A 24,526-nucleotide genomic window follows, 5' to 3' on the forward strand; every position below is an offset into this window, starting at 1 on the left:
GCTGAGGGGTTGACTTCAGCCGGGCATCGGCTTCGCCTCAGCGGTGCCCGGAGAAACGTACGGAGCAGGCTGCGCAGCGCATCAGTAATGCGCGCCCGCCACTCAGTAGTTCGGTGCCCATGTCTCGGCGTGAAGCGCCGGCGCGCGCAGCACTACGGCAAGCCGTAGCTTCAGCCAACGCTCAGAAATAGCCTCGCCGGAGGGGACAGGACTCTGTCCGAACCCCGACGCCGCAGCGACGCGGAGCACACGTCAGCACGAATCAGAGGGGGCCTTTCGTGGGGTACAGAGAAGACAGGCGGAGGAGAGGCTTCAGGCGAGCCGCTCGTCCGATGGCAGCGGGGCTGGCGGCGTTGACCGCGCTCGCCTCGGCAGCGACATTCGGCGCGACCGCCGCGGTCGCCGATGCAGACCTTCCGAGCGCAGACGCGCAATCGGCGGGCCACGGGCACGGGCTCTGGATCGACGGCCTCGGCCTCGACGTCGCGAGCACGGCATCGTCGAGCACCGAGTTTCCGGGCGCCGCGGGCCCCGAGACGAGCGGATTGGACCTCGCACTGCTGCAGACCGCGACGGTCGACGCCAATGGGCTCACGCTGCCGCTGCTGAGCGACGGCACCAACGGGGGCCTGCTGGCACTCGGCGATCTCGGGGCGCTCTCCAGCTACTCCGCTTCGCCCTCCGCGACTTCCTCGGTCGCCTCGTCGGGCATCATCACGGAAGACGGCGGCATCGATCTCGGACCGGTGAACGACCCATCCAGCTTCACTCCGGCGCAGCTCGACGCGAGCGCCCTCGTGCGTCAGCTCCTCGGCGACGCCGTCGCAGACGAGCTCCTCGACGAAGCCACGCTGAGCGTCGGCGCCCTCGCCTCGCGCGTCGATGCCGAGAACGGCGCGCCGACCTCGGAGTACTCGCTCTCGGGCCTCGAGCTCGAGCTGTCGAGCCCCGCCGTCGGCGGTCTCGTCGACGACGTCGACGGCCTCGCGGCCACCCTCCTCGATCCGGTCGACGCGCTCCTCGCTGAGGGCGGCAGCGTCGACACCCTCGTCACCACCCTGGTCGGCACGCTGAACGCGCTGCCGCTTGTCGACGCCTCGGTCAACAGCATCGGGCTCGACACGACCCCCCTCACGGGCCAGCTGCGCGAGCAGCTGCTGGAGGAGCCGGTCGAGAACGGCGACGGCAGCGTGTCGGTCAACCTCAACGACGGAACGATCACCGTCTACCTGGATCAGCTGGCCATCAGCGGTCAGCCGGGCGAGACCCTGAGCACCCTCGCGCCCAACACGGACGTGCTGAGCGGAGACACGGTCACGGCGATCCTCAACGGCGTGAGCGAGGCTCTCGTCGGCCCGGGTCCCAATTCCCTCGTGACGAAGGCCACGACCCTGATCACCGAGGGCGTCTACGGCGTCGGCCTGACGGTCGACCTCGAGGTCGGGCTGGGATTGGACCTCGGACTGTCGACGGTCGACGTCGCCGCCGGCTCGGTGCTCATCGAGGGCACGCTCGGCGGCATCCTGGGGCAGGCGGGCTACGACCCGCTCGGCATCGACACGTCCGACGTGACGCTGCTGCCCGGGCTCCCCGTTCCGGTCGACCTCGGCGCAGTGCTGCAGCCCGTGGTCAACGCGATCACGCCGGTCGTCTCGAGCATCGGCGCGGCGATCCTGCCCGTGCTCACCACGACCGTCGCAGACATCCAGCCGTCGCTCGTCGAGCTCCTGGAGCCGATCGTGACGGGGCTGCTCGACGAGGCGCTCGAGCCGGTGCTCACCCAGGTGCTCGATGTCACCATCAACGAGCAGCCGGAGGAGAGCGATCTCGGGGCCGAGGGCTTCACGGTGCGGGCGCTGAGCGTCACGCTGCTGCCGCTGCTCGGCGACGCGTCGGTGGACGTGCAGCTCGGATCAGCCTCGGCGTTCGCCGAAGCTGCTGCCGCGACGCTGACCGCCGCCCCGAACCCGGTGGAGCAGGGCGGCACCGTCACTCTGACGGGCGGCGGCTTCACCGAGGGCGAGGACGTGACGATCACCTTCCCGGACGGCACCACGGAGACCGTGACCGCCGCAGCCGGCGGAGCGGTCACCGCGACCTGGGAGGTGCCCGCCGACTACGCGCCCGGCACCGCGAGCTTCTCGGCGACCGGCGGAACGAGCGGACTCACGGCCACGGCGACGACGGAGGTGGCCGCCGACGCTGCGGCGACGCTGACGGCCACGCCGAACCCGGTCGAGCAGGGCGGCACCGTCACGCTGACGGGCGGCGGCTTCACCGAGGGCGAGGACGTGACCATTACCTTCCCGGACGGCACCACGGAGACCGTGACCGCCGCAGCCGGCGGAGCGGTCACCGCGACCTGGGAGGTGCCCGCCGACTACGAGCCCGGCGAGGCGACGTTCACCGCGACGGGCGCGACGAGCGGGCTGACCGCCACGGCCACCACGGTGGTCGAGGCTGATGCCGATGCCGAGGTGAATGCGAACGCGTCGGCGTCCGCGTCGGCTTCGGCTGATGCGGCTGCGGATGACGAGGCTTCGGCTTCGGCGCAGGCTGCGGCTCAGGCGGCGGCGAACGCGGATAACACGAGCGACGCTTCGGCGGCTGCGGATGTGTCGGCGAACGCGACGGCCGAGGTGGCTGCGACGGCGGATGCGTCTGCGGAGGCGTCGGCTGAGACGAATGCTGCGGCTTCGGCTGCGGCGACGGCGAGTGCGGATTCGACGGCGGATGCGGCGTCGAACGCGGATGCGTCGGCGGCGGCTTCGGCTGCGGCGGATGCGGATGCGTCGTCGGCTGCGGATGCGGCGTCGGAGGCTGCGGCTGAGGCGACGTCGTCGGCGGATGCGTCGGCGGCGGCTTCGGCCGACGCGACCGCTGATGCCGATGCCGAGGTGAATGCGAACGCGTCGGCGTCCGCGTCGGCTTCGGCTGATGCGGCTGCGGATGACGAGGCTTCGGCTTCGGCGCAGGCTGCGGCTCAGGCGGCGGCGAACGCGGATAACACGAGCGACGCTTCGGCGGCTGCGGATGTGTCGGCGAACGCGGCGGCCGAGGTGGCTGCGACGGCGGATGCGTCTGCGGAGGCGTCGGCTGAGACGAATGCTGCGGCTTCGGCTGCGGCGACGGCGAGTGCGGATTCGACGGCGGATGCGGCGTCGAACGCGGATGCGTCGGCGGCGGCTTCGGCTGCGGCGGAAGCGGATGCGTCGTCGGCTGCGGATGCGGCGTCGGAGGCTGCGGCTGAGGCGACGTCGTCGGCGGATGCGTCGGCTGCGGCTTCGGCCGACGCCACCGCTGACGCCGACGGCCAGGAGCTGGTGCTGTCGGATCCCGCCGACGTGACCGTCACCGAGGGCGAGGACGCGGTGTTCACCGTCGACGTGGTCTCGGGTTCGCCGACCTCGATCACGTGGGAGGAGTACACGCCGGTCGCCCCGTCGGAGTCCGAGGGTGCAGCCGAGGGCGTCCAGCCCATGGCCGAGAACGCCTGGTCGCCGACCGACGAGCCCGTGTCCGACGATGGCCGCACGCTGACCATCGAGGACGCCGAGGTGCCCGAGACGGGCATGCTCTTCCGGGCCGTCGCGACGGACGGGACCACCACGGTCACGACCGACGCCGCGGAGCTCACGGTGCTCGCGGCCGGGGCCGCCGATGCCGATCCCAGCGCCGGGGGTGCGGCCGATGCGGGTGGCGCCGCTGACGCGGGCGGCACGTCGTCGGCCGGCGGATCCTCGTCGGCGAGCGCCTCGGGTTCGAGCAACGCCTCCGGCGGCGGGTACCTCAGCAACACCGGCGGCGAGAGCCAGCTCGGTCTCGGCATCGCCGGGTTGCTGCTGGTGCTCGCGGGTGCCGGCGTGGCGCTGACGGTTCGCCGTCGCACCCACGCGCGCACCGACTGATCGGAGTCGCGAAGGCGTGCGGTCGGGGAGCGCCCCGGCCGCACGCCTTCGTCGTGGCGACGCGCGACGCACTGCTGACGCGCGGGTTCTCGCAGTGATAGGTTCGCCACGACTGCACTCCATTCCGGCTAGACAGGAGCAGGTGTGACCCCTGAAACGACGCAACCGAGCGCGCGACCCGCGGTGAAGCTCTGGGTCCGTCTCGTCGCATGGGCGGCCGTGCTGCTCGCGGCCTGGCACATCCTCGCCTCGTTCCTGTGGATCGCTCCGTACTCGGCGAACGCGCGCGAGATCGTTCCGGGCGACGCGCTCAGCTCGTACATGCTGCCGATGTTCGGCCAGTCGTGGAGCGTGTTCGCGCCGGAGCCCGTGAACGGCGACTACCACTTCAACGTGCGCGCCGCGGTGGAGGACGAGTCGGGGGCGCGCACGGAGACGGGTTGGGTGAGCGCGACGGACGTCGAGCTCTCGATGATCCGCTACAACCTCACGCCGCCGCGCGCCGGCATCCAGTCGACCGAGCTCGCCTCGAGCTTCAAGAAGTCGTTCGATGCGCTCACCGAGGTGCAGCGCACCACTGCGGCGGGCGACTTCGCGACTCCGGAGTGGGAGATCGGGCTGCGCGCCGCGCTCGAGAACGGGGCGAAGAACTCGGGGCTCGATGCCGCCGCGGTGGAGGAGAACGCGGGTGCGGTCGACCAGTTCATGAGCGACGAGCGCCGCTCCACGGCGTACGCCACGCAGGTGGCGAAGGCCGTCTGGGGCGATGAGGTGGTGGCCGTGCAGTATCGCGTGAGCCGCCAGAACATCATCCCGTTCGCGCAGCGCCACAACCCTGACGCGAAGCGCCCGGAGCCCGCGGTGGTGCTCCCCGGGTGGCGGCCCCTCGTGGTCGAGGAGGGCCAGAACGAGGGCAACTTCGCCGACGTCTTCGGCGGGCAGTTCGAGAGGATCTCAGAATGAGCGAGCAGGGTTCCGCTCCCGGCCGGTTCGGCGCGTTCATCGGCAGCCTCGTCGCCGCGGCGTGGTCGGCCGTGACGGGCACGATCGGCCGCGCGTTCGATTTCGTCGAGCGGTGGCTGTTCGACGGGAAGAAAGCGCTGTACGGTCTCGCCGTCACCCGCATCGTCTTCGGCGCCACCGCGCTCGGGCTCCTCCTCGCGAACTTCGGCACCCGCCTCTACATCTTCGGCTCGGGGTCGGCCTGGAACGGGGAGCTCGCCGAGCCCGTCAGCGACTTCCCGAAGGTGTGGATCTTCGGGGCGTTCCACGCCGTCGCGGGCAACGATGTCGCGTTCACGCTGCTGTATCTCTGCCTCATGGTGCTCGCGGTGCTCTTCCTGCTCGGGTGGCGGTTCCGGATCGTGCACCCCGTGTTCTTCGCGCTCTGGGTCGGCTTCATCGAGATGAACGACATGGTCGGCGATCAGGGCGACAACATGTTCCGCATCGCGCTCATCCTCATGTTCTTCGCCGACCCCGCGGCCCGGTGGTCGCTCGACGCGCGTCGCCGGGCACGGCGGGAGTGGTTCCCGGCCGGCTCGTCGGGCAACCAGATCGGCACGGTGCTCCACAATCTGGCGCTCGTGGCGCTCACCGCGCAGGTGACGTTCGTCTACGCCTCCGGCGGGCTGTACAAGGCCCAGGGGGCGCCGTGGGCGGAGGGCTACGCGGTGTACAACCCGTTGCAGACGATGCGGTTCGGCACGTGGCCGATCCTGAGCGACATCGTCACCGCCTGGGGCCCCGCTGTCGCGATCGGCACCTGGGGGTCCATCGTGCTGCAGGTGGCGTTCCTGCTCATGCTGCTGTCGCGGCCCACACGGCTCTTCGCGCTCTTCGGCATTCTGAGCTTCCACATCGCCATCGGCGTGCTGATGGGGCTGCCGTGGTTCTCGCTGACGATGATCGCGATCGACTCGATCTTCATCCGCGACCGCAGCTGGAAGCACCTGAGCGCGTCGGTGTCGCGGCGCTGGCGGCAGCACATGGGTCGGGGCGACGATGCGGGGTCTCCGGCCGGGCCCGGCAGCCCGGTTGAGCCTGCGGCGGAGCGCGTGGAGCGACCACGGGATCTCGCGGCGACGCGCTCGTCGTAGCGGTCGCGGTGGCGGGGCGCTGAGGCGGGGCGCCGAAGCGGGGCGCCGAAGCGGGGCCGACGGGTGCGCTGGATCGCCCACAGGTGATCCCCGGGGCCGTTCAGTGCACTTTCAGCGTTGCAGTGCAAAAATGCATTCCATGCCTCAGAGTGCAACCAGTACACGCGCGCGCCGCCGCGCCCTCACCGCGCGTGCGCTGTCGTCGCACGCGCGCCGCTGGACCGCCGAGCGCGGCATCAGCGGGTTCACCATCGAAGAGCTCTGCGATGCCGCGGGCGTCTCGCGCCGCACGTTCTTCAACTACTTCGCCTCGAAGGAGGACGCGGTGCTGGGGGTGCCGGCCGACCGAGACGACGCCGAGCTGCAGGAGGCGTTCGTCGCCGGAGGGGCGGCGGCCGATGGCGCCGGCACCGGGCTGAGCCCCGCACTCGTCGACGACCTCGTCGAGCTCTTCCGCGCCCGCTGGCAGCACCTCGACCTCGCGCTCGACGACGCCCAGGCGCTGATGGCCGCGGTCGATCGCGAACCGCGGCTGCACCGCCGCATACTCGAGCACCTGCGCGAGAGCGAACTCATCGACATCGCACTCGTCGAACGGCGCGAGCGGCTCGACGCCGGCGACCGGCGCGCAGCGACGCTCGTCCACCTGCTCGGCGCGATGACGCGCCTCGTCGCCGAGGAGTACTTCTCCACCGCCGAGCGGCAGCCCGAGCGCAGCCCGATGGGCATCGACACCTACACCCGCATGCTGCGCGAACGGATCGAGATCGCCCGATCGCTGCTGCGGTGACTGCCGCATCGCGCCCGCAGCCCGCCCCGGCAGTCCCGGATCCCGCTCCGCAGCTCCCGGATCCGCGCCCGAACCCCGCCCCCTCTCGAAATGGAATCATGACCGCACCCGCCACCCCCTTTCTGCTGACGCAGCGCAGAATCTGGATCATCTTCGGCGCCCTCATCGCCGGCATGCTGCTCTCGAGCCTCGATCAGACGATCGTCTCCACCGCGATGCCGACGATCGTCGGCGAGCTCGGCGGCGTCGAGCACCAGGTCTGGATCACGACCGCGTACCTGCTCGCCACGACCATCGTGATGCCCATCTACGGCAAGTTCGGCGACGTGCTCGGCCGCCGCGGGCTCTTCCTCCTCGCGATCGCGCTCTTCACGCTCGCCTCTGTGGGGTGCGCCTTCGCGACCGACTTCTGGGGCTTCGTCGTGTTCCGCGCGATGCAGGGTCTCGGCGGAGGCGGGCTGATGATCCTCTCGCAGGCGATCATCGCCGACATCGTGCCCGCGAACGAGCGCGGCAAGTACATGGGCCCGCTCGGCGCGGTCTTCGGCCTCTCGGCGGTCGCCGGCCCGCTGCTCGGCGGCTACTTCGTCGACCACCTCACGTGGCAGTGGGCGTTCTACATCAACATCCCGGTCGGCATCGCGGCGTTCATCATCGGCCTCGTCGCCCTGAAGCTGCCGACGAAGCGGGCGACGCAGCCCATCGATGTGCTCGGCGTCGTCTTCCTCTCGGCAGCGACCACCTGCCTCATCTTCTTCACCGATTTCGGCGGCGATGCGGAGTACGGCTGGAGCTCGCCGGCGACGTGGCTGTGGGGCGCCGGGCTCGTCGTCGCTGCGGCCGCGTTCATCATCACCGAGGCCCGCGCGAAGGATCCCATCATCCCGCTGGGACTCTTCCGCAACCCGATCTTCGTGAACGCGACCGCCATCGGGCTCGTGCTCGGCGTGGGCATGTTCGCCGCGATCGGCTTCATCCCCACCTTCCTGCAGATGTCGTCGGGCACCTCGGCGGCGGCGTCGGGGCTGCTCATGATCCCGATGATGGTGGGGCTCATGGGCACGTCGATCGCCTCGGGCATCGCGATCTCGAAGACCGGCGCCTACAAGATCTACCCGATCGTCGGCACGATCGTCACCGGGCTCGCGATGACCGCGATGACCACGCTCGCCGCCACCACCCCGGTCTGGTTGATCTGCGTCTACCTGTTCTTCTTCGGGGCCGGCCTCGGCCTCATCATGCAGGTGGTCGTGCTCGTCGTGCAGAACGCGGTGCCGGCGGCGCAGATCGGCACGGCGACGAGCACCAACAACTACTTCCGCGAAGTCGGTGCCTCGCTCGGCACCGCGGTGTTCGGCACGATCTTCACCACGCGCCTCGCCGAGAACCTCACCGAGGTGTTCACCCGGGCGGGAGCGAGCCCCTCCGCCGCGGCGGCCGCGACCTCCACGATCGATCCGGCAACGCTGAACGCCCTTCCCGACGAGGTGCGCGACGGGATCGTGACGGCGTACGCCGACGCGCTCGCGCCCGTGTTCTGGTACCTGATCCCGTTCATCGCCGTCGCTCTGGTGCTGTCGCTCGTGCTGAAGCAGATCCCGCTCTCCGATCAGGCGGGTCTGGTCGCCCGCGGGGAGGCGATCTCGGGCGAGGAGGCGGAGCGTCTCGAAGCGGAGCTGCGGGGGGCGTCGCCGGGATCGGCGGCGCCGGCCGCGGGGTCGGCGTCGGCGTCGGAATCGCAGGCAGCGCCCGCCGCTAGCTCTTCCCCGCCCGCTCAGACGCCCTGAGGTCGAGCGGGAACTCCACCGGGGTGTCCCCGAAGAGGAGTCGACCCGCGGCGCGGGCCGACTCCTCGATGGCGCTCGACACGGCGTCGGCCTGCGCGAGGGGGGCGTGCACGATCACCTCGTCGTGCAGGAAGAACGCGAGATGGGGTCGGCGCGCGAAGACGGCGCCGGATGCGCGAGCCGTGCGATCGGCGGGTGCCGCGTCGAGACCTGCGAGTCGCGTGCGCAACTCGGCGAGCCAGCAGAGGGCCCACTCCGCGGCCGTTCCCTGCACCACGAAGTTGCGCGTGAAGCGGCCGCGCTCCCGCGCGAGGCGACGTGCGAGCGCCTCGTCCCGCGCGCTGGCCCCGGGGAGGCTCGCGGCCGACTGCACGGCGTTCCACTCCGCGCCGGGCGCCGGCGAGCTGCGCCCGAGCCACGTCGAGACCGTGCCGCCCGCGGCGCCCCGTTCGGCGGCGTCGTCGACCAGGCGCATCGCGGCCGGAAAGGCGCGGCGCAGGCGCGGCACGAGGCGGCCGCCCGTGCCGCTCGTCGCGCCGTACATGGCGCCGAGCACCGCGTACTTCGCCTCCTCGCGCGTCGCGACGGCCCCGCTCTCGACGATGCCCGCGTACAGGTCCTTGCCCGATCCCGCCGCCGCCATCGCACGGTCGCCCGCCATCGCGGCGAGCACGCGCGGTTCGAGTTGCGCGACGTCGGCCGAGACGAGCACCCACCCGGGGTCGGCCCGGATCGCGGGCCGCAGCATGCGCGGAATCTGCAGCGCGCCGCCGCCGCTCGAGGCCCACCGCCCGGTCACGACGCCCCCCGGTACGTAGACGGGGCGGTAGCGCCCGTCGCGCACCCAGTCGTCGAGCCACGCCCATCCATTCGCCGTGAGCAGACGGGAGAGCTTCTTGTACTCGAGCAGCGGGGCGATGGCCGGGTGCTCGTGCTCGCGGAGCTCCCAGCGCGACGTCGACGCCACGTCGATGCCGGCGGCCTGCAGCACGCGCAGGAGCCGCGGAGGGGAGTCGAGCGGAGCGTCGGGCGCGCCGAGGTGCCGGCGCACATCCGCCCCGATCCGCTGCATGCGCTCCGGCTTGACGCCCAGGGGCGGCCGCGGGCCGAGCTCCGCGGCGAGGATGCGGTCGTGCTCGTCGGCGTCCCACGGCAGCCCCGCCGCGGTCAGCTCGGCGGCGACCAGGGCTCCCGCGGATTCCGCGGCGACGAGGCGCGCGAGCCCCGATGGGGGCGACGCGGCCCCGAGCGCTGCGCGTTGCCGCTCGAACTCGGCGAGCGCCGCCTCGACCGACTCCGGCACCCCGCCCGGCTCCGGGGCCGCCGCGATCACATCGTCGAAGAGCATCGGGGCTCCCGGGGCGGCCGCGGGCGGCACGGGGGCCGCTCGCGGCGGAGCGTTCCACTCGTCGGCACTGCGCAGTTCGCGCGCCGCGGGGCCGCCGCCCGCTGCTGCGGCGTGGCGCAGAATCTGATGCGCGAGCCGCAGATCGTGGCAGCGCGCCACACGCACCCCGGCGGCGAGCAACGGCGCGTACACGTGCGGAGTGTCGCACCAGACCCAGCGCGGTGCGCGCGCCCGCTCGCGCTCGGCGACCGCCGCGGGGAGCTCAGCGTCGCTCACCGGCACCGCCGAGCCGGCGTCGCCGCCGGCGCCGATGTCGACGAGCGACCAGCCATCGCCCCGGCGGCCGACGACGCACCAGCGCGGCCCGGCGGCGGCTGCCGCCCGCCCGGGGCTCGGAGGCGTGGATCCGGTCACGCTCTCACCGTAGCGGCGACCGCCGACACTCCGGCCGCGATCGGCGCCGAGACCGCGCGACCGACGATGTCGGAGGTCGCCAGTAGGCTCGCAGCATGGCGAAATCAAGCGGCTCATACACCTGCGCGGAGTGCGGGTGGCAGACGTCGAAGTGGGTCGGCCGATGCGGCGAATGCCAGCAGTGGGGCACGGTCGTCGAGCAGGGGCGGGCCGGCGCGTCGATCGCGCGCACCACCCGGGCGAGCGCGCCCGGGGCGGGCCGTGAGGCGCGACCGATCACCGAGCTGCGGGGCGACCGGGTGCAGCACCGGCAGACCGGCATCGGCGAGCTCGATCGGGTGCTCGGCGGCGGGGTGGTGCCGGGCGCGGCGATCCTGTTCTCGGGCGAGCCCGGGGTGGGCAAGTCGACGCTGCTGCTCGACGCGGCGTCGCGGGCAGCGCAGTCGGGGGCGCGGGTGCTCTACGCGAGCGGCGAGGAGTCGACGGGGCAGATCCGCATGCGCGCGGAGCGCACGGGGGCGATGCACGACACGCTGTACCTCGCCAGCGAGACGGACCTCGCGACGGTGCTCGGCCACATCGAGGCGGTCGACCCCGCGCTCGTGATCGTCGACTCGGTGCAGACGATGGCGAGCGATCAGGTCGACGGGGGAGCGGGCGGCCCCGCACAGGTGCGGGAGGTCGCCGCCGCGCTCATCCGCGCGGCGAAGGAGCGCGGCACCCCGGTGATCCTCGTCGGGCACGTCACGAAAGACGGGTCGGTCGCGGGCCCGCGCCTCCTCGAGCACCTCGTCGACGTGGTCTGCCACTTCGAGGGGGACCGCCACACGGCGCTCCGGTTCCTCCGCACGCTCAAGAATCGGTACGGCCCCACCGACGAGGTGGGCTGCTTCGAGATGACGGATCGCGGCATCTCCGAGGTGCCCGACCCCAGCGGCCTGTTCCTCAGCCGATCGGCGTCGCCGGTGAGCGGCACCTGCGCGACCGTCGCGATGGAGGGGCGGCGCGCGCTGCCCGTCGAGGTGCAGGCGCTCGTCGCCAAGAGCGCGACGCCGAACCCGCGGAGGGTCACGAGCGGGGTCGATCAGTCCCGCGTGGCGATGATCCTCGCCGTGCTCGAGCGGCGGTTCGGGGCGCGCCTGCACGACCAGGACGTGTACGTGTCGACCGTGGGCGGCGTGAAGCTCGCCGAGCCGGCGGCCGATCTCGCGATCGCGCTCGCCGTGCTCTCGGCGATCGCCGACCAGCCGCTGCCCCACGATCTCGCGGCGTTCGGCGAGATCAGCCTCGCCGGTGAGGTGCGACCCGTCGCGAGCGGGGCCCAGCGCTCATCGGAGGCCGCGCGCCTCGGCTACGCGCGCGTCGTCGACGCGTCGGTCGAGACCCTGGATCGCGCGCGACGTCAAGCTGGGTTCTAGGCTCGGCGGAGCGAGCTAGACTTGCACATCGTGAGCAAGAACACCGTAGACGTCGTCCTCATCGGTGGCGGCGTAATGAGCGCCACGCTGGGCACGCTGATCAAGCAGGTCCAGCCCGATTGGTCCATCGAGATCTTCGAGTCCCGCACCGAGGTCGCGACCGAGAGCAGCAACGCGTGGAACAACGCGGGCACCGGTCACGCCGCCCTCTGCGAGCTCAACTACATGCCGGAGGGGAAGGACGGGAGCCTGTCGGCGGCCAAGGCCATCGACATCAACGAGCAGTTCCAGCTCTCGCGCCAGTTCTGGGCGAAGCTCGTGGAGGAGGGCGTGCTCGGCGAGCCGTCCTCGTTCATCAACGCCACCCCGCACATGACCTTCGTGCGCGGGGCCGAGAACGTCGACTACCTCCGCCGCCGCTGGGAGCTGCTGCGCAGCGAGCCCCTCTTCTCCGACATGGAGTTCAGCGAGGACCCCGAGCAGATCGCGGAGTGGACCCCCCTTCTCGTCGACCGCCGCTCGAAGGACGAGGTCTTCGCGGCCACCCGCTCCGAGAGCGGCACCGACGTCGACTTCGGCGCCCTGACGCGGCAGCTGATCTCGCACCTCGTCTCCGAGGGCGCCGCGCTGAGCCTCGGCGCCGAGGTGCGCAAGCTGCGCCGCCTCGACGACGGCACGTGGGACGTCTACGTGCGCAATCGCGCCGGGTACACGACCTCGATCGTCAACGCGAAGTTCGTCTTCGTCGGCGCCGGCGGCGGGGCGCTCTCGCTGCTGCAGTCCTCGGGCATCCCCGAGATCAAGGGCTTCGGCGGGTTCCCCATCAGCGGCAAGTTCCTGAAGACGAGCAACCCCGAGATCGTGCGCCAGCACCAGGCCAAGGTGTACGGCAAGGCCGCGGTCGGCGCACCCCCCATGTCGGTGCCGCACCTCGACACGCGCGTCGTCGACGGCGAGCAGAGCCTGCTCTTCGGCCCCTACGCCGGGTTCAGCCCCAACTTCCTCAAGAAGGGCTCCTGGTGGGATCTCCCCGGGTCGATCCGGCCCCACAACCTCGGGCCGATGCTCAAGGTCGGGCTCACCGAGTTCGCCCTCGAGAAGTACCTGCTGGGCGAGCTCCTCGCGAGCCGCGAGAAGCAGATGGAGACCCTGCGCGAGTACATGCCCACGGCGCGCACCGAGGACTGGGAGATGATCGAGGCCGGCCAGCGCGTGCAGGTGATGAAGAACGACCCCGAGAAGGGCGGCATCCTGCAGTTCGGCACCGAGGTCATCACGGGCGCCGACGGCACCATCTCGGGCCTGCTCGGCGCATCGCCCGGTGCATCGACCGCGGTGTACGCCATGCTCGGCGTACTGCGCAAGTGCTTCCCCGAGCAGTTCACCGGCGCGTGGGAGACCGTGTTCGCGGAGAACATCCCCGCCCTCAAGACCGGCGGTCTCAACGACCACCCCGAGCTCGCCGCGGCCTCGCTCGCGCACACCTCCGAGGTGCTCGGCCTCACCCGGGCGAGCGCCGACACCGCCCTGTGACCGGTCAGTACGGTGCGCTATCCGGCGCGATAGCGCACCGTACTGACCGCTCACGGGCGGCGCGGCGTCGCTACGCGGCGATCAGCGCCTCGATGTAGTCGGCGGTCTCGGCCCAGCCGGTGACGGCATGGCAGCGCACCCCGAGCGCGAGCACCGGGTAGTCGTTGCCGTCCTCGTCGAGACGGTCGCCGATGAACAGCATGTCGCCGAGCGGCACACCGGTGTACTCGACGAGCTTCCGCATGCCGTACGCCTTGTCGATGCCGCGCCGGGTGATGTCGACGGAGGTCGACCCGCCGCTGCGCACCTCGAGCCCCGGCAGTCGCGCGGCAACCGCCGCCCGGAGCGCGCTCTTCTTCGCGCCCGACGGATCCCAGGCGTGCTTCGCCTCCACGGGGGCGCGCTGCCCGAGGGCGGAGAAGGTGATCTGGGAACCGCGATCCTCGAGGATCTCGCCCCACGTCTCCCGCTCCCAGAGCCCCAGACGCTCGGCCTCCGCGCGCAGCACGGCGAGCGCGTCGCGGCGCTCCTCCGCTGAGAGCTCTTCCTGATACACCGTCACCCATCGGCCGCCCTCGCGGCGCTCGTAGCGGGTGCCGCAGGTGGGCAACAGGTGCAGTCGCTCCAGCGCCTCCTCGGTGACGCTCAAGACGCCGTCGAGCTGGGAGACCAGCTGAGACTCGAACTGCTGGAAGTTGCCGCCCGAGATGACGGCCACGCTCGTGCGCTCGAGCAGCCGGGCGAAGACGGCCAGCATGCGCGGGTCGAGCGGAGACTTCGAGGGTGCGAGGGTGTCGTCGAGGTCGAAGGCGATGATGCGCGGGAGTTCGGTCACGGGAAGATTCTTCCACGCGCCGACGCTGCGGAGGCTCGACGCGCGGTCACGGGCCGCCGTGCGCGGTCGGGCGCCGCCGTGGGAATCGGGCGCCGCCGTGGGGGATCAGGCGCCGCCGTGCGGGAGCTTGCGCAGTGCGGAGCGCTGATGCGCCGCCGTCGCCCCCGACTTCTCCAACTGCACGAGGTAGGCGGGAGCCTCTTGCGAGGCGGTGAACCGCTGCCCGTCGTGGGTGAAGTCGCGGGTCTTCTCCGCGACGACCTCGCCGCGCGTGCGACCCTGCGGCGTATTCCAGCTGACGCGATCGCCGACCTGCAGCGGCTCGCTCACGATGCAGCTCCCGCGGCCTAGTGCTGGCCGGAGAAGTCGATCGGCGACGTCCCGGTGATCGCGGAGACGAGCACCAGCCCGAGCGTCGCGACCGCCGTACCGACGAAGACGACGCAGGTGAACAGGGCGACGGCGTCGAAGATCTTGTTGAACATTGCGGGCCTCTCTGGGTGCACATCGGGTCGCAATCAGCCTACCTCGGGAGACCGGGGGCCGCGCACGCCGGGGCGACGCCCCGCCGGCGCGCGTCTAGACTGATACGGGTGACCCGACATTTCCTCCGCGACGACGATCTGAGCCCGGCCGAGCAGCGCGACGTTCTCGAACTCGCCGCCCGTCTCAAGCGGGAGCCGTTCTCGGAGCGCCCGCTCGAGGGCCCGCGATCCGTGTCGGTCTTCTTCGACAAGACCTCCACCCGCACGCGCTTCAGCTTCGCCGCGGGCATCGCCGAACTCGGCGGGTCGCCCATCATCGTGAACCCGGGCGAGGCGCAGCTCGGCGCGAAGGAGTCGATCGGCGACACCGCGAAGGTGCTGTCGCGCATGGTGTCGCTGATCGTGTGGCGCACGTTCGCGCACGCCGGGCTCGAGGAGATGGCGGCCCACGCGAGCGTGCCCGTCATCAACTCGCTCTCCGACGACTTCCACCCGTGCCAGATCCTCGCCGACCTGCAGACCATCCGCGAGCAGAAGGGCGAGCTCGCGGGGCTCACCGCGACGTACCTCGGCGACGCGGCGAACAACATGGGCCACTCGTACCTGCTCGGTTTCGCGACCGCGGGCATGCACATCCGCATCGCCGGCCCCGAGGGCCACCACCCGCGCCCCGACATCGTCGCCGACGCCGAGCGGATCGCAGCCGAGACCGGCGGGAGCGTCGAGATCTTCACCGACCCGGCTCGCGCCGTCGCCGGGTCCGATGCCGTGATCACCGACACCTGGGTGTCGATGGGGCAGGAGGCGGAGAAGGCCGCGCGCATCGAGACCTTCGCGCCCTACCGCGTCACGGGCGAGCTCATGGAGCTGGCGGCGCGCGACGCGATCTTTCTGCACTGCCTCCCCGCGTACCGGGAGTACGAGGTCGCCCCCGAGGTGATCGACGGCGCGCAGAGCGTGGTGTGGGACGAGGCGGAGAACCGCGTGCACGCGCAGAAGGCGCTCATGACCTGGCTGCTCGCGCAGGCGTAACACGGAGAGAGACTGGATGATGACGAACGATCAGGTGCCCACCGCAGGAGACGAGCACGCAGCCGGAGCCCCGGGCAACCGGGCGGGGGAGAGCGGCGCGCTCTGGGGCGGTCGCTTCGCGAGCGGGCCGGCCCCCGCCCTGGCCGTGCTCTCGAAGTCGACGCAGTTCGACTGGGTGCTCGCCCCCTACGACATCCGCGGTTCGAAAGCCCACGCGACGGCGCTCGCGGCGGCCGGCTACCTGACCGACGACGAGCTCGCCGAGATGCGCGCGGCGCTCGACGAACTCGCCGTCCGTGTGGCCGACGGCCGCGCGGTGCCCGCCGAAGACGACGAAGACGTGCACTCGGCGCTCGAGCGCCTGCTCATCGAGATCACCGGCGTGCAGCTCGGGGGCAAGCTCCGCGCCGGCCGCAGCCGCAACGATCAGATCGCGACGCTGGTGCGCCTCTACCTGCTCGATCACGCCGCAGTGATCCGCGCCATGCTGCTCGATCTGCTCGACGCGATCGCCGACCAGGCGGCCGCGCACCCCGACGCGATCCTGCCGGGCCGCACGCACCTGCAGCACGCCCAGCCCGTGCTGCTCGCGCACCAGCTCGCCGCCCACGCGTGGCCCATCGTGCGCGACCTCGAGCGCCTGCGCGACTGGACGGCGCGCGCCAGCGCGTCTCCGTACGGCGGGGGCGCGCTCGCCGGATCGTCGCTCGGGCTCGATCCCCGGCTCGTCGCCGCGGAGCTCGGCCTCGGCGATCCGCTCGAGAACTCGATCGACGGCACGGCCGCCCGCGATGTCGTCGCCGAGTTCGCGTTCATCGCGGCGCAGATCGGCATCGATCTGTCGCGGTTCTCGGAGGAGATCATCCTCTGGAACACGAAGGAGTTCGGCTTCGTGCGCCTCCACGACGGCTACTCGACGGGGTCGAGCATCATGCCGCAGAAGAAGAACCCCGACATCGCCGAGCTCGCGCGCGGCAAGTCGGGGCGGCTCATCGGCAACCTCACCGGGCTGCTCGCCACGCTGAAGGGACTCCCGCTCGCCTACAATCGCGACCTGCAGGAGGACAAGGAGCCCGTCTTCGACTCGATCGGCCAGCTCGAGGTGCTGCTGCCGGCCTTCACCGGCATGGTCGCCACGATGACGTTCAACACGGAGCGCATGGCCGAGCTCGCGCCCCAGGGGTTCTCGCTCGCGACCGACGTGGCCGAGTGGCTCGTCAAGCAGGGCGTCATCTTCCGCGACGCCCACGAGATCTCGGGCGAACTGGTGCGCTACTGCGAGGAGCGCGGGCTCGAACTGCACGAGCCGAGCGACGCCGAGCTGGCGTCGGTCTCGGAGCACCTCACGCCCGCCGTGCGAGAGGTGCTGACCGTCGAGGGATCGGTGAACTCGCGCGTGGGCGCGGGCGGCACCGCCCGCGTGCGCGTCGAGGAGCAGCTCGCCCGTCTCGGCGAGCGCATCGCGGAGTTCCGGGCCTGATCCTCCGATGAGCTCGGGGCGCCCGCGCAATCCGCTCGCGGTCGTCGGGCTCTCAGTCGCGTTCTTCGCCGTGGTCGCCGTCGCGATGGCCGCCGTCGCGATCTCGAGCGACGACCCGACGGGGTGGGGGTTCGCCGCGGTGAGCGCGGGCTTCGCGATCATGGGCGGCGCGGTCTTCGCGTTCGGGCCCGCCGATGCGCGGGGCAAGCGGGCACCGGGCGCGGCGGGCTGGGCGCTGCTGCTCGTCGGCGCCGCCGTCATGTCGGCGGGGCCGCTCGTGCTGCACGCGGCGGGCACCGGCTGGGGCGACGTGCTCGGGGGCGGCCGCAGGTCGGCCTCGCTGTGGATGCTCGCGATCCTCATCTGGGGCGGCGCGCTCGCCATCGTGGTTGCGGCCGTGCGCAGCGCCGCCCGAGCCGTGCGTCGCAGCCGCGGTCGTGACCGCGAGGATCGCCGCGGCGAGTGATGCCCCGCGCTCCATTCCTTCCCTCCTCCCGCACTGCCGTCGGTCGGAGATGCGGCGTCGGTGAGACGCATCGGCGGTGATCAGCCTCACCGAAGCCGAATCCCTCACCGACGCGCGCGCCGAAGCCGAACCCCTCACCGACGCGCGCGCCGCGCAGGCGCTACGATGACAGGCGTGTCTGAACTGAACGATCGCACCGAGATCCTGGCCGCCCAGCGCAACGACGACAGCTTCCCCACCCTGTGGGAGGAGCTGGAGTGGCGCGGGCTGATCCACGTGTCGACGGACGCCGAGGCGCTGTCGAACCTGCTCGAGGGCGAGCCGTTCGCGTATTACTGCGGGTTCGATCCGACGGCCTCGAGCCTGCACCTCGGGCACCTCGTCCAGCTGCTGCTCATGCGCCGCATCCAGCTGCGCGGCCACCGGCCGCTCGGCCTGGTCGGCGGGTCGACCGGTCTGATCGGCGACCCGCGCCCCACCGCCGAGCGCGTGCTCAACTCGCGCGAGACCGTCGCCGAGTGGGTCGACTCCCTCGGCCGGCAGGTCTCCCGCTACCTGAGCTTCGAGGGGGAGAACGCGGCGCGACTGGTCAACAACCTCGACTGGACGGCGCCGCTGTCGGCGATCGACTTCCTCCGCGAGATCGGCAAGCACTTCCGCGTCGGCACGATGATCAAGAAGGACATCGTCGCGAAGCGGCTGAACTCGGATGAGGGCATCAGCTACACGGAGTTCAGCTACCAGATCCTCCAGGGGCTCGACTTCCTCGAGCTGTACCGCCAGTACGACTGCAAGCTGCAGTCGGGCGGCAGCGATCAGTGGGGCAACCTCACGAGCGGCACCGAGCTGATCCGCAAGGTCGAGGGCGCCTCGGCGCACGCCATCGGCACGCCGCTCATCACGAACGCCGACGGCACGAAGTTCGGCAAGAGCGAGGGCAACGCGATCTGGCTGAACCCGGAGATGTGCTCGCCGTACACGTTCTACCAGTTCTGGCTCAACCAGGCGGATGCCGATGTGATCGACCGCCTCAAGGTGTTCACGTTCCTGTCGCGCGCCGAGATCGAGGACTACGCGCGTCAGGTGGAGGCCGAGCCCTTCAAGCGGGCCGCGCAGAAGCGCCTCGCACTCGAGGTGACGACGCTGGTGCACGGCGCCGCCGCAGCGCAGGGCGCGATCGACGCATCGGAGGCGCTGTTCGGCCGGGGCGATCTCGCGGCGCTCGACGAGTCTTCGCTGCGCGGGGCCGTCTCCGAGCTGGCGCAGGCGACCGGCACGGTCGGCACCCCGGTGGCGCAGCTGCTCGTCGATGCCGACCTCGTGAAGAGCCTCGGCGAGGCGCGGCGCGCCATCGCTCAGGGCGGCGTGTACGTGAACAACGTCGCGGTCGAGTCGGAGGATCGCGTGCTCGAGAGCGGCGATCTGCTGCACGGCGGTGTCGCGGTGCTGCGTCGCGGCAAGAAGACGCTCGCCGGCGTCGTGGCCGAGTAGGCTCCGCCCATGCGCATCGCCCTGCTGCAGGCGGCCGCCGAGCCGCTGAACCCCGCGGCCAACCTCGCCGCCATCCGCGCCGCCGCCGCCGATGCGCGGGAGGCGGGTGCGGAGCTGCTTCTCACCCCCGAGCTCTTCGTCACGGGGTACGCCCCGGTCGAGCTGGCGGGGTGGTTGACGGCGGACCGCGTGGCGGGGTTCCCGAGCGCGGTCGCCGCGATCGCGCAGGAGGCCGGCATCGCGGTGGCGGCGGGGTTGCCGCTCGCCCGCGCCGACGGCACGTTCGCGATCGCCGCCGGCCTCTGGGATGCGACGGGTGCCGAGGTGCTGCGCTACGAGAAGGTGCACCTCTGGGGCGCCGACGAGCGCCTCGCCTTCACCGCATCGACCGAGCCGCCGCGCGTGGCGGCGTGGAACGGCCGACGGGTCGCTTTCCAGATCTGCTACGACATCGAGTTCCCCGAGCCCGCTCGGTTCGCGGCGGCGCACGGCGCCGATCTGCTGCTCGTGCCGACCGCCATCGACGGCGATTCCGCGTACGTGCCCGAGCTGCTCGTGCGGGCGCGCGCCGCCGAGAACCGCGTGGTCGTCGCGTACGCGGATCACGTCGGCGGCGTGTTCGCGGGGCTCAGCGTGGTCGCGGGCTTCGAGGGCGCGGTGCTGGGTGCGGCGGGAGCCGATCCCGAACTGCTCATCGTGGAGGTGCCGGATCCCGAGGCGTCCGACCCGGAGCGGCCGTCGGTCGGGGCGGGAGCGCAGTACCTGCGCGATCATCGGCCGGAGCTGTACGCGGGCTGGCGCTGATCCGGTCGCCCTCGCCGTACTGCTCCTTCACGATTCTGAGGTTCGCCCACGTCTCGATGCGCACCACCTCGGGGAGGGTGCGCAGTCGGTCGGCCTGGTCGAGCAGCTCCTCGTATCCGTCGGCCGACAGCGTGACGATGAGGTCGTAGTCGCCGATCGTCGTCGCGATGAACTCGGGGTCGAGGGTGCGCACGCTCGCGAGGGCGGCCGCGATCCCGCCGCGGATCTTGACGCCCACCCCGAGCGACGGCGTCTCGAGGCGATCGGCTGAGCCGACGCCGTCGGGGGCGGCGAGGGCGCCCCGCACCGGGATGCCGACGACCTTCACGGCCCCGTTGCGGGTGAGGCGCTCGAAGCGCAGACGGGCGCCGCTCGGGGAGATGCCCGCGGCCTCGCCGAGCTCCCGGAACGACGCGCGCCCGTTGCGCTGCAGCCGACTCACGAGCGCCCGATCGGCGTCGTCGACGACGAACGAGGTGCGCCCGGTGCGCAGCGGCGAGTAGCGGTTGACCTCGATGCTCTCGTAGAGGTGCGTGCGCACCTCGTCCACACCGGGCAGCTCGCGCACCCGGTCGACGGTGGTGCGCAGGTGCGGGTCGGCGCCGACGCGCACCTCGACGTCGATGGAGTGGTGGCCGCTGATGTCGGCGACGAAGGTCGACTCGGGCATGGCGGCGAGGGCCGCACGCACGGGTGCGATGGGGCCCGACACCGACAGCTGGAGGTAGGCGAAGCGCTCGAGCCCGAGCAGGTCGGGGCTGATGGAGACCGTCAGCCGCAGCTCGCCGCGCGCGATCGCGCTCTGCACGATCTGGGTCACCTGCCGGCGGCTGACTCCGAGCTCCTGCGCGATGCGCGAGTAGCTCGCGCGCCCGTTCTCCCGGAGGCCGCGCAGCACGCGTCTGCGCAGCTCGGTCGATTCGCTCGCGGTCTCCATCGCTCCGGCTCTCCCTCGCTCCGGCCTGCATCCACCGGTCGTGCCTGCGCAGATCAGCAGCAGGACACGGCAATTCTAGGGCGGTCGCGCACGATCGTACGTAAAATGCGTCATTCGCGCATCTGCGGGCGAATCGAGGGAACGAAATGCTCGGGCCTCGCCTAGGCTTGCTGCGTTCTCCGCGGGAGCGGAAGCGGGATCGAACGGATACACAAGGAGGTTTGTCCCATGCACGCAGATACTCGGCTCGCCGAAGAGCTCGAGCGGCGTCTCACCCACATCGAGGCGCACGAAACCGCGGACCCGGTGCACGCGAAGCTCGGCGCAGGCAGCCTCGCGCTGTTCCTCGGCGTCGTCGGCGTCATCGCGATCGGCTCGTGGATCGCGGGCGCGCTGTGAGCGGCACCGCCCGTCGCCGCGCAGCCGGATCCGACGAACTCACCGAGACCCAGGCCCTCCGCGTCGAGGCCGCCGTCGCCGAGGAGGCCACGTTCGGTTCGCTGCCGCTCACGAAGGGAGAGCGCACGTGGAAGGCCGCCGACTTCAGCTGGGTCACTCTCAGCCTCGCGATCGCGACGTGGGCGTTCCTCACCGGCGGATCGACGGTGCTGCTCGTCGGCTTCGGCGACGGCATCGCCGCGATGCTGCTCGGCAACACGCTCGGGCTCGCCATCATGGTGCTCGGCAGCGTGCTGCTCAGCCAGCGCCTCGGCGTCGAGCAGTACCGCGCGCTGAAGTCGGTCTTCGGCGCCGTGGGCGTCGCGATCGTCGTGTTCACCGTCGTGCTCGTCACCGAGATGGGGTGGAGCTCGCTGCTCGGCGTCATGTTCGGCCGCGCCTTCACGGAGATCTCGAATCAGGCGTTCGGCACCGGCTTCGACGTGGAGGGGCCCGTCGTCACGGTGTTCGCGCTCGCCGCGATCCTCGCCGGCTGGTTCCTGCTCTCACGCGGCCCCGTGGCGATCAGCAGGCTGAACCGCTTCGTCGCGCCCGGCCTGCTCGTCATCGTCGCGCTCATGATGGTGCTGCTCATGTCCCAGCACTCCTGGGCCGACCTGTTCGCCGCCGAGCCGCTCGCGCCGTTCGCGGACGAGACGCTGAACTTCGCGATGGCCGTCGAGTTCAACCTCGGCGCGGGGCTCTCGTGGTGGCCCGTGATGGGAACGCTCGCCCGCCTCACGCGCGGGCCGCGGGCGGCGCTGTGGCCGGCCTACGGCGGCATCTTCATCGGCACCGCGGTGGCCCAGGTGGTCGGCATGGCGGCCGCGCTCATGCTCGGCGCAGCCGACCCGACCGCGTGGATGGTGCCGCTCGGCGGCCCGGTGCTCGGCATCCTCACCCTGCTCTTCGTCGGTTTCGCGAACGTCACGAGCATGGCGTCGATCGCGTACTCGACGGTGCTCGCCATCAAGCAGTCGAGCGGGCGGGTGCTCGCCGGGCTCCGCTGGCCGGCGCTCTGCGCGGTCTTCCTGTTCTTCCCCGCGGTGCTCGCCCTGTTCCCCGGCTTCATGTACGGCCAGTTCATGACGTTCGTCGTCATCTCGGGGGCCTTCATCGCGGCGATCTGCGGCGTGATCATCGCCGACTACCTGATCCTGCGCCGCCAGAACGTGCCGCTGCGCGCGCTGTACGCGAGCCGTGCGGATGATCCGCTGCGCTTCACGGGCGGGGTGAACCTCGCCGCGATGCTGGCGATCGTCGTGGCGTCGGTCTTCTACCTGTGGGTCTACAACCCGATCACGCTCGAGACGCTGCCGATCTTCCGCTTCGCCACGGCGACGGTGCCGACCGTCGTCATCGCGATCGCGGTCTACCTCGTCGTCAACTGGCTGCTCTACGTGCGTCGCGGCCGCGGCGCGTACGGCCGGACCGATCCGTTTGCGGCCGCTGGAGGGAAGTAGCGATGACCGAGACGAAGACCGAGACGATGCAGGTGCGGGCGGCCGTGTTCCGCGGCACCGACGGCGACCGCTTGTCGGTCGAGACGCTGGCGCTGGCTGCGCCCGAGCACGGCGAGGTGCGCGTCGCGGTGCGCGCGGCGGGGGTGTGCGGATCGGATCGGCACGTGCTCGACGGCGAGTGGCAGGTACCGCTCCCCGCAGTCATGGGGCATGAGGCGGCCGGCGTCGTGGAGTCCGTCGGCGCCGGGGTTCGGGGCCTCGCCGTCGGCGATCACGTCGTCATCGCCTGGCACCAGGCGTGCCAGCGCTGCGGCGAGTGCGCCGGGGGCAAGCCCTGGGCGTGCACCCGCGCGAGGTCGAACGACTCGCTGCTGCCCGACGGCACGACGCGGTGGAGCGACGCGGCGGACGGCTCGGCCGCATTCCCGTACCTCGCCACGGGGGCCATGGCCGAGGGGATCGTGGTGCCCGAGTTCGCGGCGATCAAGATCGACGAGCGCGTGCCGTTCGACGTGGCGAGCCTCATCGGATGCTCGGTCGGCACGGGGTACGGGGCGGTCGCGAACAATGCCCGGGTGGTCGCGGGCGAGTCCGCGGTCGTGGTGGGGGCCGGCGGCGTCGGCCTGTCCATCATCGCGGCCCTGCGCCTCGCGGGCGCGAATCCGATCGTCGCGGTCGACGTCTCCGAGGCGAAGCTCGCGGAGGCCGAGCGCGCGGGCGCCACCCGCGCGCTGCTGAGCGGGCCCGACCTCGCGGAGCGGGTGCACGAGGCCACCGGCGGCGGCGCGGATGTCGCCTTCGAGGCGATCGGTCGCGTGCCGACGATGCAGCAGCTGCCCGAGCTGATCCGACCGGGCGGCCGTGCGGTGTTCGTCGGGCTGCCGCCGGAGGGGCAGAAGGTCGAGATCGACGGTCTGCTGCTCGCGTACGAGGGCAAGACGATCATCGGCTCGAACTACGGCGGGCTGGTGCCGGCGCGCGACTTCCCCCGCGTCGCGGGCGCGTACCTCTCGGGCGCGCTCCCGCTCGACGATCTCATCAGCGCGCGCGTCGGCCTCGACGAGGTCAACGAGGCGTTCGACGCGATGCGGCGCGGGGAGCGCACGCGCAGCGTGATCCTGTTCGAGCGGTAGCCGCGGGGTCAGGCCGAGCCGCTCCAGGCGGCGGGCACGAGCACCCAGACGGCCTCCGCGCCGGCGGCGCCGGCGCTCCAGGTGTGGGGCGTGCGACCGGGGAACGTGAGGGTGTCGCCCGCCTGCAGGGCGATCTGCCGATCGGCGAAGGCGATCGCCAGATCGCCCGTCATGACGTGCAGCGATTCGAGGCTGCAGTTCACGGTGTAGAGCTGGTCGCCTCCGCTGGCATTCGGCGCGAGCGTCGAGCGCAGCACCTGCACCCGGTCCTCGGACCGGGGCGTGACGAGGCGCTCGTCGGCGCCGGTGCCGCCCATGTTGATGGCGGGCGCCGTGTCGAGGGGGATGAGCTGCAGCTCCGGCTCCTCGAAGAGGTTGCCGACCTGCAGGGACAGCGCCTGGCAGAGCTGGACGAGGGTGGGCACGCTCGGCATGGTGTCGTCGCGTTCGACGCGGCTGATGAACCCCTTCGTGAGTCCGGTCGCCTGGGCGAGCTGCTCGAGGGTGAGGCCCTGCGCGAGGCGCGAGGAGCGGAGCTTCGCGCCGATGCGAATGGCCTCGGCGGCCGCCGTGGGGTGGATCGGTCGCATGCCTGCCGCCCTTCGCGTTGACCTCTCTGCGATCTCCAGCCTATAGTGAAGGCGAGTTCACTTGGAGGACTCACT

At 71.7% G+C, this 24,526-nt stretch carries 21 protein-coding genes; 15 read left to right on the forward strand and 6 right to left on the reverse strand.

The features are described 5' to 3' along the window. Positions 1-332: 332 nt before the first annotated feature. From BLT44_RS15245 to BLT44_RS06480, 5 genes are all read left to right on the forward strand, one after another. On the forward strand, positions 333-3,908 hold the full coding sequence (locus BLT44_RS15245) for a choice-of-anchor G family protein (protein ID WP_010154856.1): 3,576 nt from the start codon (positions 333-335) through the stop codon (positions 3,906-3,908). A 144-nt stretch (positions 3,909-4,052) separates the two neighbouring features. Continuing rightward, complete coding sequence (locus BLT44_RS06465; RefSeq protein WP_231291479.1) at positions 4,053-4,871, forward strand: DUF5819 family protein; 819 nt, start codon at positions 4,053-4,055, stop codon at positions 4,869-4,871. After that, the gene (locus tag BLT44_RS06470; RefSeq protein ID WP_010154854.1) at positions 4,868-6,007 is read left to right on the forward strand and encodes an HTTM domain-containing protein; all 1,140 of its coding nucleotides are present in this window, start codon (positions 4,868-4,870) and stop codon (positions 6,005-6,007) included. Before BLT44_RS06465 ends, BLT44_RS06470 begins: the two co-directional genes overlap by 4 nt. 139 nt (positions 6,008-6,146) lie before the next feature. Continuing rightward, positions 6,147-6,797 (forward strand): TetR/AcrR family transcriptional regulator, encoded by a 651-nt coding sequence (locus tag BLT44_RS06475; protein ID WP_010154853.1) that lies wholly within the window; start codon positions 6,147-6,149, stop codon positions 6,795-6,797. 98 nt (positions 6,798-6,895) lie between these two features. Continuing rightward, positions 6,896-8,584 carry an MDR family MFS transporter gene (locus BLT44_RS06480; RefSeq protein WP_010154852.1) on the forward strand — a complete coding sequence of 563 codons (1,689 nt, stop codon included), beginning with the start codon at positions 6,896-6,898 and terminating at the stop codon, positions 8,582-8,584. On the opposite strand, the gene BLT44_RS06485 is transcribed toward BLT44_RS06480, so the two are convergent. After that, positions 8,553-10,346, reverse strand: a complete 1,794-nt coding sequence (locus tag BLT44_RS06485; protein WP_074690038.1) for a bifunctional 3'-5' exonuclease/DNA polymerase — start codon at positions 10,344-10,346, stop codon at positions 8,553-8,555. The genes BLT44_RS06480 and BLT44_RS06485 overlap by 32 nt on opposite strands. A gap of 95 nt (positions 10,347-10,441) precedes the next feature. On the opposite strand from BLT44_RS06485, the gene radA reads away from it, so the two are divergent. Next, on the forward strand, positions 10,442-11,764 hold the full coding sequence (gene radA, locus BLT44_RS06490) for a DNA repair protein RadA (RefSeq protein ID WP_010154848.1): 1,323 nt from the start codon (positions 10,442-10,444) through the stop codon (positions 11,762-11,764). A 30-nt stretch (positions 11,765-11,794) separates the two neighbouring features. Further along, on the forward strand, positions 11,795-13,297 hold the full coding sequence (locus BLT44_RS06495; RefSeq protein WP_029608028.1) for a malate:quinone oxidoreductase: 1,503 nt from the start codon (positions 11,795-11,797) through the stop codon (positions 13,295-13,297). A 70-nt stretch (positions 13,298-13,367) separates the two neighbouring features. On the opposite strand, the gene BLT44_RS06500 is transcribed toward BLT44_RS06495, so the two are convergent. The 3 genes from BLT44_RS06500 to BLT44_RS15590 all read right to left on the reverse strand — a co-directional run bounded on the left by BLT44_RS06500 (position 13,368) and on the right by BLT44_RS15590 (position 14,617). Further along, complete coding sequence (locus BLT44_RS06500) at positions 13,368-14,132, reverse strand: HAD-IIB family hydrolase (protein WP_010154846.1); 765 nt, start codon at positions 14,130-14,132, stop codon at positions 13,368-13,370. 105 nt (positions 14,133-14,237) lie between these two features. Further along, positions 14,238-14,462 carry a hypervirulence associated TUDOR domain-containing protein gene (locus tag BLT44_RS06505; RefSeq protein ID WP_010154845.1) on the reverse strand — a complete coding sequence of 75 codons (225 nt, stop codon included), beginning with the start codon at positions 14,460-14,462 and terminating at the stop codon, positions 14,238-14,240. A 17-nt stretch (positions 14,463-14,479) separates the two neighbouring features. Next, positions 14,480-14,617 carry a hypothetical protein gene (locus BLT44_RS15590; protein WP_155818983.1) on the reverse strand — a complete coding sequence of 46 codons (138 nt, stop codon included), beginning with the start codon at positions 14,615-14,617 and terminating at the stop codon, positions 14,480-14,482. Positions 14,618-14,725: 108 nt separating this feature from the next. Between BLT44_RS15590 and argF the strand changes: the two genes are divergently transcribed. From argF to BLT44_RS06530, 5 genes are all read left to right on the forward strand, one after another. Continuing rightward, entirely contained in the window at positions 14,726-15,649 is a 924-nt protein-coding gene (gene argF / locus BLT44_RS06510) for an ornithine carbamoyltransferase (protein ID WP_010154844.1), read from the forward strand. 19 nt (positions 15,650-15,668) lie between these two features. Then, positions 15,669-17,129 carry an argininosuccinate lyase gene (argH, locus tag BLT44_RS06515; protein ID WP_050803151.1) on the forward strand — a complete coding sequence of 487 codons (1,461 nt, stop codon included), beginning with the start codon at positions 15,669-15,671 and terminating at the stop codon, positions 17,127-17,129. Between the two features lie 7 nt (positions 17,130-17,136). Continuing rightward, on the forward strand, positions 17,137-17,595 hold the full coding sequence (locus BLT44_RS06520; protein WP_010154841.1) for a hypothetical protein: 459 nt from the start codon (positions 17,137-17,139) through the stop codon (positions 17,593-17,595). Positions 17,596-17,760: 165 nt separating this feature from the next. Then, positions 17,761-19,086, forward strand: a complete 1,326-nt coding sequence (gene tyrS, locus BLT44_RS06525; protein ID WP_050803076.1) for a tyrosine--tRNA ligase — start codon at positions 17,761-17,763, stop codon at positions 19,084-19,086. 9 nt (positions 19,087-19,095) lie between these two features. Beyond that, positions 19,096-19,890 carry a nitrilase-related carbon-nitrogen hydrolase gene (locus BLT44_RS06530; RefSeq protein WP_010154839.1) on the forward strand — a complete coding sequence of 265 codons (795 nt, stop codon included), beginning with the start codon at positions 19,096-19,098 and terminating at the stop codon, positions 19,888-19,890. Here the strand turns inward: BLT44_RS06530 and BLT44_RS06535 are convergent. Beyond that, positions 19,778-20,827 carry an Lrp/AsnC family transcriptional regulator gene (locus BLT44_RS06535; RefSeq protein ID WP_010154838.1) on the reverse strand — a complete coding sequence of 350 codons (1,050 nt, stop codon included), beginning with the start codon at positions 20,825-20,827 and terminating at the stop codon, positions 19,778-19,780. The two genes, BLT44_RS06530 and BLT44_RS06535, sit on opposite strands and share 113 nt — an antisense overlap. Before the next feature lie 228 nt (positions 20,828-21,055). Between BLT44_RS06535 and BLT44_RS15890 the strand changes: the two genes are divergently transcribed. From BLT44_RS15890 to BLT44_RS06545, 3 genes are read left to right on the forward strand one after another with little or no spacing between them, the layout of a single operon-like run. After that, positions 21,056-21,226 carry a hypothetical protein gene (locus BLT44_RS15890; RefSeq protein WP_231291477.1) on the forward strand — a complete coding sequence of 57 codons (171 nt, stop codon included), beginning with the start codon at positions 21,056-21,058 and terminating at the stop codon, positions 21,224-21,226. Further along, positions 21,223-22,728 (forward strand): purine-cytosine permease family protein, encoded by a 1,506-nt coding sequence (locus BLT44_RS06540; RefSeq protein ID WP_010154837.1) that lies wholly within the window; start codon positions 21,223-21,225, stop codon positions 22,726-22,728. The genes BLT44_RS15890 and BLT44_RS06540 overlap by 4 nt, the downstream gene beginning before the upstream one ends. A gap of 2 nt (positions 22,729-22,730) precedes the next feature. Continuing rightward, positions 22,731-23,861: a zinc-binding dehydrogenase gene (locus tag BLT44_RS06545; protein WP_010154836.1), complete on the forward strand. Its 1,131-nt coding sequence runs from the start codon at positions 22,731-22,733 to the stop codon at positions 23,859-23,861. Between the two features lie 8 nt (positions 23,862-23,869). Here BLT44_RS06545 and BLT44_RS06550 read toward each other — a convergent pair whose 3' ends face one another. Then, a complete protein-coding gene (locus tag BLT44_RS06550) occupies positions 23,870-24,451 on the reverse strand; it encodes a helix-turn-helix domain-containing protein (protein WP_010154834.1) in 582 nt (193 codons plus the stop codon). Positions 24,452-24,526: the final 75 nt, after the last annotated feature.

Origin of the sequence: Leucobacter chromiiresistens (genome assembly GCF_900102345.1) — a bacterium.
GTDB classification, from domain to species: Bacteria; Actinomycetota; Actinomycetes; order Actinomycetales; family Microbacteriaceae; genus Leucobacter; species Leucobacter chromiiresistens.

What these genes read in the sequence shown, in the direction of transcription:
- BLT44_RS15245 (WP_010154856.1), top strand. Translation starts at nt 333, where the DNA reads ATGGCAGCGGGGCTGGCGGCGTTGACCGCGCTCGCCTCGGCAGCGACA.
- BLT44_RS06470 (WP_010154854.1), top strand. Translation starts at nt 4,868, where the DNA reads ATGAGCGAGCAGGGTTCCGCTCCCGGCCGGTTCGGCGCGTTCATCGGC.
- BLT44_RS06475 (WP_010154853.1), top strand. Translation starts at nt 6,147, where the DNA reads ATGCCTCAGAGTGCAACCAGTACACGCGCGCGCCGCCGCGCCCTCACC.
- BLT44_RS06480 (WP_010154852.1), top strand. Translation starts at nt 6,896, where the DNA reads ATGACCGCACCCGCCACCCCCTTTCTGCTGACGCAGCGCAGAATCTGG.
- radA (WP_010154848.1), top strand. Translation starts at nt 10,442, where the DNA reads ATGGCGAAATCAAGCGGCTCATACACCTGCGCGGAGTGCGGGTGGCAG.
- BLT44_RS15590 (WP_155818983.1), bottom strand. Translation starts at nt 14,617, where the DNA reads ATGTTCAACAAGATCTTCGACGCCGTCGCCCTGTTCACCTGCGTCGTC.
- argH (WP_050803151.1), top strand. Translation starts at nt 15,669, where the DNA reads ATGACGAACGATCAGGTGCCCACCGCAGGAGACGAGCACGCAGCCGGA.
- BLT44_RS06520 (WP_010154841.1), top strand. Translation starts at nt 17,137, where the DNA reads ATGAGCTCGGGGCGCCCGCGCAATCCGCTCGCGGTCGTCGGGCTCTCA.
- tyrS (WP_050803076.1), top strand. Translation starts at nt 17,761, where the DNA reads ATGACAGGCGTGTCTGAACTGAACGATCGCACCGAGATCCTGGCCGCC.
- BLT44_RS06530 (WP_010154839.1), top strand. Translation starts at nt 19,096, where the DNA reads ATGCGCATCGCCCTGCTGCAGGCGGCCGCCGAGCCGCTGAACCCCGCG.
- BLT44_RS06535 (WP_010154838.1), bottom strand. Translation starts at nt 20,827, where the DNA reads ATGGAGACCGCGAGCGAATCGACCGAGCTGCGCAGACGCGTGCTGCGC.
- BLT44_RS15890 (WP_231291477.1), top strand. Translation starts at nt 21,056, where the DNA reads ATGCACGCAGATACTCGGCTCGCCGAAGAGCTCGAGCGGCGTCTCACC.
- BLT44_RS06545 (WP_010154836.1), top strand. Translation starts at nt 22,731, where the DNA reads ATGACCGAGACGAAGACCGAGACGATGCAGGTGCGGGCGGCCGTGTTC.
- BLT44_RS06550 (WP_010154834.1), bottom strand. Translation starts at nt 24,451, where the DNA reads ATGCGACCGATCCACCCCACGGCGGCCGCCGAGGCCATTCGCATCGGC.